General features: G+C 32.0%; 20 protein-coding genes and 3 pseudogenes. 9 read left to right on the top strand and 14 right to left on the bottom strand.

Annotated elements, in window-relative coordinates:
* The first annotated feature begins 21 nt into the window (after positions 1-21).
* Positions 22-1,248: an MDR family MFS transporter gene (locus tag AC1DMU_RS05405; RefSeq protein ID WP_088063746.1), complete on the top strand. Its 1,227-nt coding sequence runs from the start codon at positions 22-24 to the stop codon at positions 1,246-1,248.
* Between the two features lie 75 nt (positions 1,249-1,323).
* On the opposite strand, the gene AC1DMU_RS05400 is transcribed toward AC1DMU_RS05405, so the two are convergent.
* From AC1DMU_RS05400 to AC1DMU_RS05365, 8 genes are all read right to left on the bottom strand, one after another.
* Positions 1,324-1,992 carry a YjgB family protein gene (locus AC1DMU_RS05400; protein ID WP_088063747.1) on the bottom strand — a complete coding sequence of 223 codons (669 nt, stop codon included), beginning with the start codon at positions 1,990-1,992 and terminating at the stop codon, positions 1,324-1,326.
* A 16-nt stretch (positions 1,993-2,008) separates the two neighbouring features.
* Positions 2,009-2,866 (bottom strand): gluzincin family metallopeptidase, encoded by an 858-nt coding sequence (locus AC1DMU_RS05395; protein WP_088063748.1) that lies wholly within the window; start codon positions 2,864-2,866, stop codon positions 2,009-2,011.
* Positions 2,867-3,086: 220 nt separating this feature from the next.
* Positions 3,087-3,482, bottom strand: a complete 396-nt coding sequence (locus AC1DMU_RS05390; protein WP_000847587.1) for a hypothetical protein — start codon at positions 3,480-3,482, stop codon at positions 3,087-3,089.
* A gap of 77 nt (positions 3,483-3,559) precedes the next feature.
* Positions 3,560-3,802 carry a GlsB/YeaQ/YmgE family stress response membrane protein gene (locus AC1DMU_RS05385; RefSeq protein ID WP_000638305.1) on the bottom strand — a complete coding sequence of 81 codons (243 nt, stop codon included), beginning with the start codon at positions 3,800-3,802 and terminating at the stop codon, positions 3,560-3,562.
* Positions 3,803-3,974: 172 nt separating this feature from the next.
* Positions 3,975-4,940 carry a nucleoside hydrolase gene (locus AC1DMU_RS05380; RefSeq protein ID WP_088063749.1) on the bottom strand — a complete coding sequence of 322 codons (966 nt, stop codon included), beginning with the start codon at positions 4,938-4,940 and terminating at the stop codon, positions 3,975-3,977.
* 77 nt (positions 4,941-5,017) lie between these two features.
* Complete coding sequence (locus AC1DMU_RS05375) at positions 5,018-5,206, bottom strand: DUF3970 family protein (protein WP_088063750.1); 189 nt, start codon at positions 5,204-5,206, stop codon at positions 5,018-5,020.
* 69 nt (positions 5,207-5,275) lie between these two features.
* A complete protein-coding gene (locus AC1DMU_RS05370) occupies positions 5,276-6,061 on the bottom strand; it encodes a class I SAM-dependent methyltransferase (RefSeq protein ID WP_088063751.1) in 786 nt (261 codons plus the stop codon).
* A gap of 196 nt (positions 6,062-6,257) precedes the next feature.
* Positions 6,258-6,626, bottom strand: coding sequence for a hypothetical protein (locus AC1DMU_RS05365; protein ID WP_088063752.1), 369 nt, complete (start codon positions 6,624-6,626; stop codon positions 6,258-6,260).
* A gap of 451 nt (positions 6,627-7,077) precedes the next feature.
* On the opposite strand from AC1DMU_RS05365, the gene AC1DMU_RS05360 reads away from it, so the two are divergent.
* The 8 genes and pseudogenes from AC1DMU_RS05360 to coaW all read left to right on the top strand — a co-directional run bounded on the left by AC1DMU_RS05360 (position 7,078) and on the right by coaW (position 13,083).
* On the top strand, positions 7,078-7,230 hold the full coding sequence (locus AC1DMU_RS05360) for a YqbF domain-containing protein (RefSeq protein WP_071723536.1): 153 nt from the start codon (positions 7,078-7,080) through the stop codon (positions 7,228-7,230).
* Between the two features lie 170 nt (positions 7,231-7,400).
* Positions 7,401-7,835 carry an exosporium protein ExsC gene (exsC, locus tag AC1DMU_RS05355; protein ID WP_088063754.1) on the top strand — a complete coding sequence of 145 codons (435 nt, stop codon included), beginning with the start codon at positions 7,401-7,403 and terminating at the stop codon, positions 7,833-7,835.
* 304 nt (positions 7,836-8,139) lie between these two features.
* Positions 8,140-9,342: an MFS transporter gene (locus AC1DMU_RS05350; protein WP_000269247.1), complete on the top strand. Its 1,203-nt coding sequence runs from the start codon at positions 8,140-8,142 to the stop codon at positions 9,340-9,342.
* 165 nt (positions 9,343-9,507) lie between these two features.
* Positions 9,508-9,794 (top strand): annotated as a pseudogene (locus tag AC1DMU_RS05345) (hypothetical protein).
* Positions 9,795-9,964: 170 nt separating this feature from the next.
* Positions 9,965-10,327: a hypothetical protein gene (locus tag AC1DMU_RS05340; protein WP_061673347.1), complete on the top strand. Its 363-nt coding sequence runs from the start codon at positions 9,965-9,967 to the stop codon at positions 10,325-10,327.
* A 178-nt stretch (positions 10,328-10,505) separates the two neighbouring features.
* On the top strand, positions 10,506-11,705 hold the full coding sequence (locus AC1DMU_RS05335; protein ID WP_142291760.1) for an LL-diaminopimelate aminotransferase: 1,200 nt from the start codon (positions 10,506-10,508) through the stop codon (positions 11,703-11,705).
* 56 nt (positions 11,706-11,761) lie between these two features.
* Entirely contained in the window at positions 11,762-12,160 is a 399-nt protein-coding gene (locus tag AC1DMU_RS05330) for a 3-hydroxyacyl-ACP dehydratase FabZ family protein (RefSeq protein WP_088063756.1), read from the top strand.
* A gap of 92 nt (positions 12,161-12,252) precedes the next feature.
* On the top strand, positions 12,253-13,083 hold the full coding sequence (gene coaW, locus AC1DMU_RS05325) for a type II pantothenate kinase (protein ID WP_088063757.1): 831 nt from the start codon (positions 12,253-12,255) through the stop codon (positions 13,081-13,083).
* A 213-nt stretch (positions 13,084-13,296) separates the two neighbouring features.
* On the opposite strand, the pseudogene AC1DMU_RS05320 reads toward coaW, so the two are convergent.
* From AC1DMU_RS05320 to AC1DMU_RS05295, 6 genes and pseudogenes are all read right to left on the bottom strand, one after another.
* Positions 13,297-13,927 (bottom strand): annotated as a pseudogene (locus AC1DMU_RS05320) (lysostaphin resistance A-like protein).
* A gap of 187 nt (positions 13,928-14,114) precedes the next feature.
* Entirely contained in the window at positions 14,115-14,594 is a 480-nt protein-coding gene (locus tag AC1DMU_RS05315) for a CcdC family protein (RefSeq protein ID WP_088063758.1), read from the bottom strand.
* A gap of 41 nt (positions 14,595-14,635) precedes the next feature.
* Complete coding sequence (locus tag AC1DMU_RS05310; protein WP_088063759.1) at positions 14,636-15,307, bottom strand: DUF4052 family protein; 672 nt, start codon at positions 15,305-15,307, stop codon at positions 14,636-14,638.
* Positions 15,304-15,510 (bottom strand): annotated as a pseudogene (locus AC1DMU_RS05305) (ABC transporter ATP-binding protein); the annotation flags it as partial. The pseudogene AC1DMU_RS05305 and the gene AC1DMU_RS05310, both read right to left, overlap by 4 nt.
* Positions 15,511-15,514: 4 nt before the next feature.
* Positions 15,515-15,889, bottom strand: a complete 375-nt coding sequence (locus tag AC1DMU_RS05300; protein ID WP_000805192.1) for a GntR family transcriptional regulator — start codon at positions 15,887-15,889, stop codon at positions 15,515-15,517.
* 126 nt (positions 15,890-16,015) lie between these two features.
* Positions 16,016-16,471, bottom strand: a complete 456-nt coding sequence (locus AC1DMU_RS05295; protein WP_088063760.1) for a DinB family protein — start codon at positions 16,469-16,471, stop codon at positions 16,016-16,018.
* Positions 16,472-16,513: the final 42 nt, after the last annotated feature.

Here is a 16,513-nt window from a genome sequence, read left to right as displayed (position 1 = left end):
TATAGAAAGGAGGAATTAATATTGAACAATCTCATACTACGTTATAATAAACCCATTATTATTAGACTGTGCGGCGAATTATTAACCCGAACGACTGAATCTATGTTAGCTCTCATTATGATTATTTACGTTAATAAAATGTTAAACGGTAATATAATAATAACTATGCTCATTTTCGGACTACAACCTCTCTCAGACATTGTATTTACACTTATTGCTGGAGGGGTGACTGATAAATATGGGCGAAAGAAAATTATGTTAATCGGCTTATTGCTACAAGGCGTTGCAATCGGTAGCTTCATCTTTGCTCAGTCTGTTTTTATATTTGCTTTGCTTTACGTCATAAATGGGGTTGGCCGTTCCTTATATATTCCCGCTCAACGTGCACAAATTGCTGATTTAACAAAACAAAAACAACAAGCAGAAATTTTTGCTCTTTTGCATACGATTGCTGCAATTGGTTCCGTAATCGGTCCAATAATTGGTGCTATATTTTATCATACTCACCCTGAATATTTATTTATAATGCAAAGCATTACACTTATGGTATATGCAGTAGTTGTATGGACGCAGCTTCCAGAAACCGCTCCAGTATTTACAAAGCCAAAGCAAAAAGTTGAAGTATCATCTTCAAAACAATTTGTAAGCAAGCATTACGCCGTTTTAGGACTTATGATTACTACACTCCCTATTAGCTTTTTTTATGCTCAAACTGAGACAAATTATCGCATTTTCGCTAAAGATATATTTCCAGATTTCGTATTCATGCTCGCTTTTATTTCAACATGCAAGGCTACAATGGAAATCTTCCTGCAAGTTTTCCTTGTGAAATGGTCTGAACGATTTTCTATGGCGAAAATTATTCTTATTTCTTACACCTGCTATACAATAGCTGCAATTGGCTACGGGATTTCAACAACAATCACGTCACTATTCTTCACATTACTCTTTTTAGTCATTGGGGAAAGTATCGCCTTAAACCATTTACTTCGATTCGTTTCAGAAATCGCTCCTACAGATAAGCGTGGATTGTATTTTTCAATTTACGGGTTACATTGGGATATATCTCGTACGTGCGGTCCTGTTATTGGTGCGGTTTTATTAAGTAAACTTAACGGTAGTATACTATTTTATATTTGTACTTGTTTCTTAATAGCTGGAGGCATTATGCAAGCGCTGTTTGTTCAAAGTGTAGAACGTAATAAAATAAAAAAAGACATTTCGGAGCATACCCCTCATATTTTATAAGCTGCTTTCCTTTTCCTTTTAACAGTAAAAAGAAGGATGTCACAAAGTTTTAAGACTTTGTGACATCCTTTTTCATCACCCTGCCATTTTATTAATACTATCCTCTGGTGAAAATACAGAAATATGATTAACTTTACCTGTCGATTTTGGAATAATGAATTTCAACTCAAACTGATTGTTCACTTTATATACATATATTTTATCTTCCCCATTCACTTTAACTGAAGATGATTTTCCTAATACTTTCTCTATTTCTTTTAATGTAATTGATTTTAGCTCTGCATGATAGGAGCGTACATCAAAAACTTGTGATCCTTTATTAAAACCGAAGGAAACATTTTTATTTATAAAGGTAGCGTACATTCCGTTTTCTGCTTGTTCCGTTTTATCTGCTTTTCCCCACGCTTTTTCTATTTCTTCAATATCTCCTGTATGAGCTGCGAACGGAACATTAGGTACTTTTCCTTCTTTCGCTAGTTCAAACAATTCTTTCACATGGTTAATTGATTTTTGATTGATTACTGTATCTTTCGAGCGTGAATCTGTACCTGATTTTGTTGATCCTTCATTATTTGATTTTGCTTCAGGCTCTTTCTTTTCTTCAGAAGAATTATTTTGTTCGTTTTTACTATTTTCCGAAGTTGGATTTGTTTCCTTTTTTTCGTCTGTCCCTTTACATGCTACTAATGCCAATAGGCATGTAAAAGCGAGAAATAACATAGCTATCTTTACATACACTTTCATACATTTCAGCCCCCTATTATAATCTTATTCCTTTCGATAACCAATCCATTACGCTACTTTTCAAATTATATTTGTTCCAAAAAATAAATGCTTCACTTTCTCCTAGTGCTTGTACAACATCCTCTACAAAAGCTGTTCCTAAAAAATAACCCATTCGGTTGTATCCAAAGTATTGTCCGCCAGATAACCGGAACCACTCTTTCTCTTTTTCGAACGTCCATCCTTCTATATAATCTTCCAAAAAACGATTCTTTATTTGTTTTTCATTTTCTATATAGCATTGTAACCAACGTTCACCATCATTGTTATATGAGTAGTACACTGATTCATTTACACCTTTTATAATTTGCTTTGATAAATATGTTGCAACACCTTCACGATACAAAGTAACTGCCGCGTCAGTCCACTCAGCTTTTGTCCAATCCATTCCATCATTTTGTAACATAACATTATGATATATATGTCCTATTTCGTGAGCGACAATAACACGAAGGTGATTTACATCTGGAGATAATTTTTCTGCCGCAAAAAAGATGTCTCCAATAATTTCCCTTTCTACAAATGCATTAGAGCCAAAAGCTCCAACAAATAAATGAAACTTCATATTTACATCAAAGTTATAATTATTATGATATTCATTCGTTATCTCTTGAATAATAATCGGTAATGTTTCTGCAATGATATGAATATCTTCTATTTTTGCGGGATATCGTTTAATGGCATTAGAAACTCGTTCTCTCGTATATGGACAATGATACTTAAAGTATTCTTCAAATATCTCTGGATGCGAAGTAAAGTATTGGTTGAGGACTGCTAATTCTACATCGTTACTTTCCCATAATTTTAAAAAACTTGGAATTGTATTATTTATCATTTTTTCCATCTCCTTATATATCCCTTCTCGCCATTTACACTGCAATCCTTCCTGAAACGTAGAAAAAGCAACAAAGAAAGATGAGTCTTCTTTGTTGCTTTTTCTGTTTAATCAAACCATTTATCACCATCAGAAATCCATTTACCATAATGCAAACCATAACATTCATCATAATAATAAAAAAAAGCTATCCAAAAAGGACAGCTTTACATATGTATTTTTACACTTCGATTGACTTACCATCTTCAACAATATGATAAAGTAAGTGAGCTAAATGATGAATTGGGCCATACTCTTCCTCTTCTTCATCTGTTTCACCTTGGAACTCAAGATCATTTAAGTACAGTGCTAAAAATTGATAGTATAGTTTTAAATCAAATCCGTAGCACGCAGTTGGCTCTTCATGATCACCTTCGTATTGTAACATTAAGTATTGATCGTTTCCTTCTGCATCTTCTGCGTCAAAGAATACGAAGAATCCAACGTTTGTATCTAAATCAAATAGATGACGAGTGCCTTTTTCTGTTGCTTTGTTGAAGTCCTCTTCACTTAATTTATGTACTGTTGTCGCTTTAGCATTATCTTCTTGATGGAAATTTACTGTAAATGTTTTCAATGCTGACACCTCCTGATTGTATAATACTAGCATAACATATAAAAAGGACTGCTTACAAATGTAAACAGTCCTTACATTCATTTTCGCATTGCTCGTAATAAGAAGCTTACGATGAAAATTAAAACGATCGCACCGATTAAAGCTGGAATAATTGCATATCCACCAATGACTGGACCAAAACTACCAAGTAATTTCGAACCAATCCATGAACCGATAATACCAGCAATAATATTACCAATTACACCACCAGGTACGTCCTTTCCAGTAATTAAGCTCGCAAGCCATCCTAATATACCACCGACGATTAAAGACCAAATCATATGATAACCTCCTTTATATTTTACCAATCAAAATATAATTAGAAACAATTGCTTACCATTAGTTATGTTACATTTTTCAATAGTTATTCATACAGATCAACTATTAGATTATTTCAAAATAATGAAAGGCCAGTTTTTCGACTCGAGGTTGATGTTATTCGTAATACACATATTAAGGACAGTCAGGCTTTAATATTGTCCGCATAAACTCTTCTTTAAATGCAGGATAGTTAAAACCAACTGCAATTTTTTGAATTGGTCTATTATCAAATGTTGTTGGCTCGGCTATTTTTCTAAAGTCTGCCACACTTTGTCCTCTTGTTACGTCATTTGTCGTACTGATCCAAACTGCTGACTTTTTATATTCAAAAATATCATCATTAATAAAGGAAATGAACGGAAGTAAATCGTGAATCGGACTTCCAGCAATACCCGGGTATTCTTTTTTATAAAAGTTCTCATAATAAAAATCGATCATCGGTTTAATAAGTTTCGCCTGTCCTGTTCCTTCTTTATTAATAATATCCACCATTTCAGGAGTAATGAGGGCCGCTTGCGTTACATTTAACGGATAAATAGTCGCATTCTTTGCGTACTTCATCACAATATTTGCGGCGATTGGATCTCCATAAAAATTAGCTTCTGATACAGGAGTAACGTTACCAGGAAATAAAAACGCACCGCCCATAATATAATATGAACATACCTTATCCATTACATTTGGATATAATAAAAATAACGTTGCCAATGTTGTTAATCGTCCAGTCGCTACGATAATAATATCTTCTGGACAAGGCTCGATTAATTTAATTAACTCACAAAAATTTTCCCGTTTACAAATCCTCATATCAGGTGGAATAATCGGTCCCAAACCGTGATCCCCATGAATTTCGGGAAAGAAAAATGGTTCTTCCGCTGTCATTGGTCTAGCTGCACCCTCAATGATTTTCACTTCTGTAGCATAGTATCTTTCTAAAAAATACACATTTTCTGTTACGATTTCTCGCGATACATTCCCATATTCAGCAACAATACCTATAATATCTAATTTACATGTTTTATTTGCATAAATTAACGCCACAGCATCGTCAATACCAAAGTCTCCAAAAAAGATGATTTTCTTTTTAACTATCCTCACCCCTCTTCAACATAATCTACTATTATTATTATGTAAAAAAGACAAGGCTGTGAAACAGTGCAAACTAAAAAAGCCGCCTATTTATTGGCGACTTCAATCCTTTTATATGATAAATATGCTAATACATTCTTACTTGAATCGTATTTTGGATTATTCCCTTTTCTCGGTTCTCTCATATGTGTTTTTTCAAATCCAGGAATGTCCGGCATTTTCTCCATAAATTCAAGCATTTCTTCTTCAGTTCCTTCAATACGTACGCGAATCATTATTACTTTTCCTCAATTCTCATTTTCTCTGTACTAAGTATAACGTACTTTGAAAAGACTGCAAGAAATTTATCTTTTTAATGTCGCGCTTTTTTTACATACAAACAATGCCATTTCAGTATAAAACGAATTTATTTTATTATTTTCAATTTGAATATTAAAGAATTCTTGCATTTCAACTGGTGTTTTCATCATACACTCTGTTAATTTCATACGTTTCTGCAAAGGTACATTCATCATATCGCACCACCAGTCAAATTCAAATCTCTTGTCAAAAGTAAGACATGACTGCATTTGCAAACCGTTTTTTTCTAACAAGGTAATCCATTCTGTTTTTTTCAGCGCTCGTTCATGACTCGGATCCCGCTTTTTTTCTATAAAATTATAAAATGTATCGTATTCATTATTTTCCGGTGAAACATTATCTATTAAAATAAACAATCCATTATGTTCTAACGTACGATTTACTTCATATATAAACTGAGGTGGATTCGTAAAATGATGTGCTGCAATTCGGCACGTAATTGTATCAAAAAAACCATCAGCAAACGGTAAACTTTCAGCGTTTCCAGCAATAAAAGATACATTTTCATGTCCATTACTGATAATAAAATTTTTCGCATTCTCTAACATTTTTTCTGTTAAGTCTAAGGCAACTACTTCTTTAAACAATGGAGCTAATATATTCGCAACATGTCCACCGCCAGTAGCAATATCAAGAAGACGATTATTATGACGAGACTCAACTTGTTGAACTACATATTGTAAGTCTGGTCCATTAGCATGAATTTTACTTTTTACATATTTTTCAGCATTATTACCAAACTGTTGTTTCACAAGCTCTTCTTTACTCATTTTATCATCTGCTTTCTATTGTTATTTACATATAGGATTCATATAATAATTAAAGTTCTCTTTATGTATTTTCAAATCCTCTTTTCAGCTTACTTCTTATCACGCTTTCCTATCATCAATATAATATAAATTTTACGTTTTATTCCTAAACAAAAAAGGCTACGGAAACTTGTCCCCTAACCTGACTAAATATTTATTACATTTTTACTTTTTCATATACATCTATATAATATAAATCCTCTTTTAACTTCATAATAACGTCTACTTCGTTATAAGTAGCCTCACGAGCATGTAAACCAAATTGATCCATACCAATCCATATCCATTCAGGTGTATGCTGTAGAACATCTATGTTAAAATAATCTAATTTAATAAGCTCCGATTTTATAAATTTATCTTTATTAGCGATTTGTTTATCCATTAAGCCGTATTCTTTTCCATTTTCAAGTAGCGATATAATTTTCCCTAAAATCGGATGTTCACGTATAATAAAATGATATTCCCTTTCGTCTATATTCGCCATAATTAAACGAGAATTAGATAAATCTAATCCCAAACTCGGCATATTTATTTTAATCACCTCCAATATTGGTTTCATCTCCATCCTAACAAACAAATATTTAAATAATATTAATATAATATAAAAATATAAAGGCTGATTTCCCTTTAGAAATCAGCCTTTATATTTTTATATCGTTTCTTTTTCCTCATTATTTCTAGAAACTAAATTTCCAATAGCATCTGCCGTTACTTCAACTACAAATTCACACATACCTGCTACAACTTCTCCAATTACTTCATCCATCTTTTTCCCCCCTTATTTTATGTTACATATTTCTAGTATAGGAGAGGTTGGTTATTTTTAACTATCGGAAAACGTGACAACAACATTACAGTTTTGTAAGCTTTTTCAATTTACGTAGCTTCTATCCTTTGAAACTCCAAGTATGATTAACAAGCATATAGGCCATCATAATATTAATTAAGTTCCAATTATGCTAGAGGAGGCGTGTAAAATATACTACGTAAAATTAATTAAAGGTCAATCATTCTATGCTTTTGATCATCGTTTCTTAATGTCTGAAGAAGAAAAGGTTTCCGAGAAAGTTTATAATTACTTACGTCGTAATGAATTTTTCGAAGTACGTAAAGAAGAATATTCTGCTTAATAAAAAAAAGCATCAAGAAATATATCACGTAATTGTGATATATTTCTTGATGCCCTCATGTAATCTCCCTCTTTTGATCAATTTTGCTCAATTCTCTTAAAACATTCTATTATTTGTCCAAGCTATTTTATCGTAAATTTCATATTTTAGTATATGAGGAGGTGACAAATATGACTCATATCATTGATTACCAAGCTACTCAACCTATAAGTAAAACTGGTGAAACAACTTTTGCAATCCCAGCTTCTCCAAATAAAGCAATTCTAGCAAATTTGAAATTAAGAATTTCAAGTAGAGATTCACGTAATAATCGAGTAGAATTAATAGCTACAGTTGGTGTAGAAGGTATAACTGAGATTTCACAAATTTTATTCCGAATTTTCCGTGATAACATTGAAATTTTTAATACACAAGTAGGTATTGAATCTACAGATTCTGAACAATTCTATGCTCAAACATTTCAAGCTATAGATCAAAATGTTAGTAGTGGAACACACGAATACTCATTAACTGTAGAAAACCTAACTAGTGGTGCAAGTGCAGAAGTTATTGGTCCTCTATCTTTTAGCGCTTTAGCTATTGGACAAGAACGTAAATGCTGCTAAGCCAATCTAATATTTAATTTTGTACTTGAGAAAAGCAAGACGTAGTATATGCGTTCTTGCTTTTCTAATTTCTTTATATTTATCCTTATTTTTAATAGACACTTCATCATAAAATTTTTACATTTTCATTGCTTATTTTAGCAACTAACAAATCAAATTTTTGACAAATCAAAAAGATTGAAATCCACTCATGAAACACGTAATATAGACTCTGACTCTAAAAAAGTTCGTTAAAAATAATACATAAAATAAGGAGGTTTTATATACGAGTTTTTCATTTTAAAAGACGGAGAGGTTTTACATTATGTGGCGTAATAAAAATGTTTGGATTGTATTAATTGGGGAGTTTATTGCTGGTCTAGGGCTATGGCTTGGTATTCTTGGCAACCTTGAATTTATGCAAAAATATGTCCCTTCTGATTTCATGAAATCAGTTATATTATTTATCGGACTATTAGCTGGTGTACTAGTTGGTCCTATGGCTGGTCGTATTATCGATCAGTATGAAAAGAAAAAAGTTCTTCTTTATGCTGGGTTCGGTCGCGTTATTAGTGTTATTTTTATGTTTTTCGCTATCCAATTTGAAAGCATTGCCTTCATGATTGCATTTATGGTTGCTCTTCAAATTTCTGCAGCATTTTACTTCCCTGCATTACAATCTGTAATTCCACTCATCGTACGTGAGCATGAGTTATTACAGATGAACGGTGTACATATGAATGTAGGTACAATCGCTCGTATTGCAGGTACTTCACTAGGTGGAATTCTTTTAGTTGTAATGAGTTTACAGTATATGTATGCCTTCTCAATGGCAGCATACGCTTTATTATTCCTCTCAACTTTCTTCCTACAATTCGAAGATAAGAAATCAACAACACCAAGTAAACAAGCTGCGAAAGATAATAGCTTTATGGAAGTATTTCGTATTTTAAAAGGAATTCCTATTGCTTTTACAGCACTTATATTAAGTATTATCCCTCTATTATTTATAGCCGGATTTAATTTAATGGTAATCAACATTAGTGAAATGCAACATGATCCAACGATTAAAGGCTTTATATATACAATTGAAGGTGTCGCATTTATGTTAGGGGCCTTCGTTATTAAACGTTTATCTGACCATTTCAAACCTGAAAAATTATTATATTTCTTCGCTGTTTGTACCGCTTTTGCACACCTTTCCTTGTTCTTTAGCGATATAAAATGGATGTCTCTTACATCATTTGGTTTATTTGGTTTTAGTGTTGGTTGCTTCTTCCCTATTATGTCGACAATTTTCCAAACGAAAGTGGAAAAAAGCTATCATGGTCGTCTCTTCTCATTCCGTAATATGTTTGAGAGAGTTATGTTCCAAATTGTCTTACTCGGCACAGGCTTCTTCTTAGATACGATTGGATTGCAATATATGGTTCTCATTTTCGGTGTGATTTCATTATTAATTATTTTCATTTCATTATCTAAACAGAAACAATATGAAAAACAACCTTCGCAATCTGCGAATTTATAGCATAAATAAAGACGCATGGACCATATTAGATTAATCCATGCGTCTTTGTTATATAAAGCCTTATTTATTACGCTTATTATAATTATTTAAAGGAGTACCCTCTTTCACTTTCGAATACAGTATACTAACATGATATATACAGGAGGTGCGAAATTGTCTGATGGTATGCAGTTATTTAGTATCTTTATTTTTGTATTAGCTCTGTTTAGCATCATAAACTTTTTAGCAATTTCCTTATCTGGACATAACCTTAAAAGAAGAATTATCGCAGGTTTCATTTTTTTAATACTAACTCCTATTGTTTTTTTGCTACCGTAGCATTCGCTTCTATATTTGATAAAGCTGGATTTGGCGCAGGTGGGCTAGCCTTCATTGTTGCAATTATATATATTTTAAATGGGATAGTAATCCTATTTTCCTCTTTATTTTTCCTCAAAAGAGACATAACATAGGCTACTGTACTCGGCATGGATCTGACTTTACACTAGATTCATGCTTTTTCAATTCCGCCTAAATTTTTATGTGAAATTAAATAATTCTTTATAAAAATTTAAACTTTATTTATTACAATATTCGTATCGTATTCGCACGTTTATTAAAAATGAAAAGAAAGGAGTACAAAATGAAAAAGGTTCTATTAATTATTCCAATATTCATCGTTCTACTTAGCGGATGTAGCAATAATGATATATACGGTTCTTGGGAAGTCGTTGACAACAAAAATGGTCTTTGCCCTGCATCTTATAAATTTGAAACAGTTGTAAAAGAAGAAAAGAAAGAAAAAATTGTTCAATATTTAGTGGAGATGCAAACATCAAAGGAAAAAGAAGATTTATACAAAGGCTCATTTGTAAAGAATTCTAATGTATATCACATTGATTATGGTAACTCATTTACATCGGATCAAACTTTAAAAGTTGTCGATGGCAAATTAAATGTATACTTTTATGCAGTGGAAAAGTTATGTACATATAAAAAGAAATGATTACACTTCATATAAGACGCAGAAAATATTTTCTGCGTCTTATATGTTTCTCCTTATTATCCTCCCTCTAAATTTGTCAATCGTTTTAATTTTCATAAAAAAATGATAAAATGTAAACATGTGTTTTCAGAATAATTAAAAACGCAGAAAGAAAACACTGTTTTTAGGAGGGGTTTTGATGACTTACACGTTAGCAACTAGAATGAAAGCATTCCAATCTTCTATATTTAGTGAATTAGGGGCTTATAAAAAAGAAAAAATTGCAGCAGGTCACAAAATGATTGATTTAAGTATCGGGAATCCGGATATGCCGCCTGCTGACTTCGTAAGAGAAGAAATGGTACATACAGCAAGTGAAAAAGAAAGCTATGGATACACATTAAGTGGTATTCCAGAATTTCACGAAGCTGTAACTGAATATTACAACAACACTCATAACGTTAAATTAAATGCCGATAAAGAAGTTTTATTATTAATGGGTTCACAAGACGGACTCGTTCATTTACCTATGGTTTATGCAAATCCGGGAGATATTATATTAGTTCCGGATCCAGGATATACAGCTTATGAAACTGGAATTCAAATGGCTGGTGCAACATCTTACTACATGCCATTAAAGAAAGAAAATGATTTCTTACCTAACTTAGAGCTAATTCCTGAAGAAATTGCCGATCAAGCGAAGATGATGATTTTAAACTTCCCAGGGAATCCGGTTCCAGCAATGGCTCATGCAGATTTCTTTAAAGAGGTAATTGCATTCGCGAAAAAGCATAACATTATTGTTGTCCATGATTTTGCTTATGCTGAATTTTATTTTGATGGTAATAAACCAATTAGCTTCCTCTCTGTACCTGGTGCTAAAGAAGTTGGAGTAGAAATCAACTCTTTATCAAAAAGTTATAGTTTAGCAGGTAGCCGTATTGGATATATGATTGGAAACGAAGAAATTGTTCGTGCACTTACTCAATTTAAATCAAATACAGATTATGGTGTGTTTTTACCAATTCAAAAAGCGGCATCAGCGGCACTAAGAAATGGCGCTGCGTTTTGTGAGAAAAATCGCGGTATTTATCAAGAACGTAGAGATACTTTAGTTGATGGATTCCGAACATTTGGTTGGAATGTTGATAAACCAGCTGGTAGTATGTTCGTCTGGGCCGAAATTCCGAAAGGCTGGACTTCGATAAATTTTGCTTATGCATTAATGGATCGTGCGAATGTCGTTGTTACACCAGGTCATGCATTTGGACCTCATGGAGAAGGCTTTGTACGTATTGCACTTGTTCAAGATAAAGAAGTGTTACAACAAGTTGTTGAAAACATTAGAAAAAGCGGTATTTTTTCTCTTGAAAAAGTAAATGAATTAGTTAAAAATTAATGATAACTCCCCTGCTTAACTGTAGCAGGGGTATTATTTATTGGAGGTACTTTCATATGCATATTCAAGACACTCTTCCTCATCGTTATCCTTTTTTAATGATTGATAAAGTAACAAATGTAAAACATGGTGAATCTGTTACGGGATATAAACTGATTTCAAATAATGAGTGGTTTATAAATGATAATCAAAAACATATGCCTCATATGTTAATTGTAGAAGCACTTGCTCAGCTTAGTGCATTTGTAAATACAAGTGACTCTAAAGGTCTAGGCTTCCTCTCTTCGTTGGATGGGGTTGAATTCCATGGAAACGCATATCCCGGTGATAAACTTGATTTACATTATAAGCTTACTCGCAATCGTCGAGGTTTTATTCTCGGTAAAGGTACTGCAACTATTAACGATCAGCCGATTGTAACTATAGAAAAGCTATTAATATATCAAGCAGAATAGAGACGATGTAATTCGTCAGGATATCTCCCTCCTACAAATTCGTCTCACCAACATGAACAGAGTAAACAAATTACTTGGTTAGGAGCAGGAAAATGGAAAGTACTATCGGTATCGATGCTGGAGGAACATTAACGAAAATTGCTTATTTGAACGAACAAAAGCAATTAGCTTTTGAAAAATTTTATTCAAATGAACAAGATAAAATAATAGATTGGCTTAAGAAAAGCACTCGTATAAAACAAATATGTATAACAGGTGGTAAAGCAAAACAATTACAGCAACTACTTTCAGACTCATATAATATAGTAGAACTAAACGAATTTGAAGCTACTCTTGTAGGTGTCCGATACATATTAAAAGAAGAGCAATATGATATAAACAACTTTATTTTAACAAATATAGGTACAGGTACTTCCATTCATTACGTTTATAATGAAAAATATATTCGAGCTGGTGGAACGGGTGTTGGCGGTGGTACTATTATGGGGCTTTCAAAATTGTTAACAAATATAGATCATTTTGAAGATGTGATTCCTTTAACAAAATTAGGTTCTAGAAAAGAACTAGATATTACGGTCGGTGATATTTATGGTGGCATTCTCTCTCCTATTGATAATAGCTTAACTGCAAGCAATTTTGGTAAAGCTACCAAAACAGATTCAAATTTTAGTAGTGCTGATATACTAGCAACTGTGCAAGGACTTGTCGGTGAAGTTGTTACTGCATTAAGCCTTCAATTCGCCGAAACAAAAAACATTGACCATATTATTTATATTGGTTCCACTCTATGTAATAACGTACACCTTCAAAATATTATTAGTAACTACACAAAATATCAAAATAAAACACCAATCTTTTTAAGAGATGGTGGTAATAGCGGTGCGATTGGTGCTTTACTTCATATTACGGATAAAAAAAGCTGACTTTTGTCAGCTTTTTAAAATGCGGATTTTATACACTAAAACAGTCTCTAAATGTGGGATATTATCTTTTCTACCGTAAAAAACAACTAGTTCCCCCGTTAGAGGTGCTTATTGACGTAAAATTTGTTAGCTGTAGTAAAAAAGCTCATTTCTTAGCTTTTTTTAATAAAATTTCAATAATTCATTTATAAATACACTAACTTAATTATCAATTTACTGCAGTTTTTTTGAGTAATATACTGAAAGTAAGTTAAATTCTACATGCAATAATATTGGAAAAACAATTGATAGTGAGGAATCCGTAATCATACCATGTATGATTACCCCTAAAAATGCGAAAAGCATAAATTTTATACTAGTCTGATTAAAGCTGTAATATTGTAAGTGAGATACAGCAAATAGAAAGGCAGATATTAGAATTGGTAGCGTAACTGGTATGTAAGCTATTTCAAAATAAGGGTGTATTGAGAATGAGTTGTTAAGTATTGGTATAATCATCCCTCTAAAGATTACTTCTTCAAAAATTGGATACATAATTACAAAGTTTAAGATATTCTTTTTCCCACTTGGATTATATCCTGAGTATCGTGAAATGAAAATATTCGTTATCACGGCAATCAAGATTAATACAACAATTGATTCATAGTAAGTTGGTAAATGGAATACATAATTATCTTCATAAAAATAACTAATTATCGTCAGTAGTGTTCCCTATATATAAATAAGCTCATTTTTAATCTTACGATACAACTTTTTTTCCAATAACAACGCTAACTGTAATATCAACAATTTTATATGAAAAAGCTAATAAAACAGCAAGTACTAACGAAATAAAGTAGCTCATATCGATTTACCCCCCATCTCACAAAGACCTTTTTTCACTTCATGCATTTGTCTCTTTTGAACACTACTCATTTATTTCCTATATTATAAAATTTTACCATATAGTGGTGATTTATAGAAAAAAAGATTAGTTGAATACGATATAATGATTACAAAACAACGACTTCTAAATAGAGAAGTCGTTGTTTTTACAATGTGTGATTACTATTTTCCCGCCAAACTTTCCTAAACTTTATATAACTAGCTATTCTCCACGGAATAATATACGATACTGCAACTACGTAAAATAATAAACCAATCGTTTGTTGATCTAAGTCAACAATATATTGTCTTGAACCATATCTTAAAAAGACAAGTGCAATAAAAGTAATTAAAAAAGCTGCGCTTTTTTTCGTATAAATATTCCCATCCTCTCTTCGTTCGTAATTTGTTAGTACTATAAGTGGTACGGCGAAAATAATTCCAATGAATGCTGCTATTATAACTTGTAAAATAGCTGGATGTACGGGACCTAAAAACCATACAATACCTGGTGTTAAAAATAGTAATGGCCATAAAATACGTTTTCCTGTTCCTTTTATTGGCTTATGCATAGAACGATAACGACGCCAAAATATGAGCAGTGCAATGCATAAAAAGACTGTAATTAGTGAAGAAGTGTCTCCCATTTGTTTTTCCTACTCTCCTCAAATATATACTTAATTATATTTTAAATTGTTTGCTCAAATGATACCTTTCGAATAAATATACCGCTAGTCACGACATAGACGATAGTTAATATAATTGAAATGACAATAAAATATTGGATATCTATTAAAGATAGATTAGATGTAGAATTTAAATCCTGTATTCCTACTTCTGCATAAAGCACACTATTCAATGATATAAAAAATGTTCCACCAATCATAAGACCAATCCACTTAAAACGTTTCTTAATCACTACTACTACTTGAAAGAAAGTTGCTATTGTAAGATACAATAATAGTTGTACAATAAACTGTTTAACTGATTGTTCTCCTAAACTAATATTTACTGTACTATACAATGTATTTTTTAAAAAAATCACTTGAAGGAATGAGAAAACCACAGCTTGTAATAAGATATAGAAAACTGATCCAATGAAAAACTGTAATCTCGTTACTCCAAATGAAACTGCTAAACGAAACACATCATCCTGTATGATAAAAGTACTTACTACTATAAACAATGTAATTGCAATCGAAGGATTATTTAATATATGTTGTAAAAATCCTTCTCTTATTTCTTTCAAATCCATTACACTTGTAATTCCTTTTATAAGTAATGCTACAGTCCAAAAAATAAGAATGGCTTTATAATGATATTTTATATGTAACTTCAATTGCTTCATTAACATCGTCATTTCACTTCACCACCAGTTATGTGTATAAATAGTTTTTGTAATGTAATTCTATCAATCAGTAACCCTTCTTTTTCAAGAGAGTAATAATCTTCATTAGAAAGTTCTTCCCATATAACAGCAATCCCCTTATTTCCATAAACTTCTCGATTTATTATTTTTTTATTTATCGAAAACTCATCTACTTTATCTTTTTTTCCTGAAATATCCCTATTTCCCTTCCTTCGTAATTTTTTGAATCATATCCATCAATTCATCTTTGGATATTTCTAGTACTTTTGCTTCTTCCCACACTTTAGGTAAATATTCAGTCATAAAAGTATTTTGTCTTTTTTTAAGTACGACTTCTTTCGCTCCCTTTGCAACAAACATCCCAATCCCTCTCTTTTTATATAGAATCCCTTCATCCACTAATACATTTACCCCTTTAGCTGCAGTAGCTGGATTTATTTGTAACATCTTCGCAAATTGATTTGTTGATGGAACTTGTTCTTCTTCAAGTAATATGTCTTTTAAAATATCAGATTCAATCGTTTCTGCAATTTGTAAGTATATTAATTTATTTTGCTCCAGAGTAGGTTTCACAATTTCACCACCTTAGGTTCTTAGGTTCATTACTTATGTAATTAACCATACCACATTAAAATTTTTATTTCCATAAATTTCTTTTACAAAAAAAGAGAGTCATTCGTTTAAGAATGACTCTCTTTTCTAAAATTCCAAAGTTTCAACTCTTGTTCTCAAATTCTTTTCATTTATTCCATTTTGACAAAAGTTAAATTGTTGTTCCGTTATGGACTTTGTACGATCTACTACTTGCCCTAAATGATAACTTGTATGCTCCGCTAAATGTAATAAGCTATGAAGATCCATATGCTTTTTTTCTTCGCATGCTTGTAAATATGCTTTTCTCCATTCATCAAATACTTCTTCAACGTACTGTAGCAAAACTTCAGTACGTTGTCGCTTTACTGGAAAATACTCCTCGATTCCCTTTTCAAAAACTATATTTGGATTTTTATAACGACTAGTATTTCTCTGTATATGTTCACTAATATGCAGTACGATTCCACCAATTGAATTAATAGAGTCCCTTTGTTTCCACAAATCTTCTTCACTAACGAGGCTAATTGCCTGTAATAACTTAGGTAAATAATGATCTTGCATTCGATGATAAGTAATTTTGTATACTAACTCAACCTATTCTCC

This window comes from Bacillus sp. 01N45, from assembly GCF_056399205.1.
Note: the sequence above shows the minus strand (reverse complement) of the source record. Positions and strands in the feature narration are given on the sequence as shown.

Excerpts from the sequence above, each read along its gene's own strand:
- AC1DMU_RS05400 (WP_088063747.1), bottom strand. The coding sequence starts at position 1,992 with ATGAAAGTGTATGTAAAGATAGCTATGTTATTTCTCGCTTTTACATGC.
- AC1DMU_RS05395 (WP_088063748.1), bottom strand. The coding sequence starts at position 2,866 with ATGATAAATAATACAATTCCAAGTTTTTTAAAATTATGGGAAAGTAAC.
- AC1DMU_RS05385 (WP_000638305.1), bottom strand. The coding sequence starts at position 3,802 with ATGATTTGGTCTTTAATCGTCGGTGGTATATTAGGATGGCTTGCGAGC.
- AC1DMU_RS05375 (WP_088063750.1), bottom strand. The coding sequence starts at position 5,206 with ATGATTCGCGTACGTATTGAAGGAACTGAAGAAGAAATGCTTGAATTT.
- AC1DMU_RS05370 (WP_088063751.1), bottom strand. The coding sequence starts at position 6,061 with ATGAGTAAAGAAGAGCTTGTGAAACAACAGTTTGGTAATAATGCTGAA.
- AC1DMU_RS05365 (WP_088063752.1), bottom strand. The coding sequence starts at position 6,626 with ATGCCGAGTTTGGGATTAGATTTATCTAATTCTCGTTTAATTATGGCG.
- exsC (WP_088063754.1), top strand. The coding sequence starts at position 7,401 with ATGACTCATATCATTGATTACCAAGCTACTCAACCTATAAGTAAAACT.
- AC1DMU_RS05350 (WP_000269247.1), top strand. The coding sequence starts at position 8,140 with ATGTGGCGTAATAAAAATGTTTGGATTGTATTAATTGGGGAGTTTATT.
- AC1DMU_RS05340 (WP_061673347.1), top strand. The coding sequence starts at position 9,965 with ATGAAAAAGGTTCTATTAATTATTCCAATATTCATCGTTCTACTTAGC.
- AC1DMU_RS05335 (WP_142291760.1), top strand. The coding sequence starts at position 10,506 with ATGACTTACACGTTAGCAACTAGAATGAAAGCATTCCAATCTTCTATA.
- AC1DMU_RS05330 (WP_088063756.1), top strand. The coding sequence starts at position 11,762 with ATGCATATTCAAGACACTCTTCCTCATCGTTATCCTTTTTTAATGATT.
- coaW (WP_088063757.1), top strand. The coding sequence starts at position 12,253 with ATGGAAAGTACTATCGGTATCGATGCTGGAGGAACATTAACGAAAATT.
- AC1DMU_RS05315 (WP_088063758.1), bottom strand. The coding sequence starts at position 14,594 with ATGGGAGACACTTCTTCACTAATTACAGTCTTTTTATGCATTGCACTG.
- AC1DMU_RS05310 (WP_088063759.1), bottom strand. The coding sequence starts at position 15,307 with ATGACGATGTTAATGAAGCAATTGAAGTTACATATAAAATATCATTAT.
- AC1DMU_RS05295 (WP_088063760.1), bottom strand. The coding sequence starts at position 16,471 with ATGCAAGATCATTATTTACCTAAGTTATTACAGGCAATTAGCCTCGTT.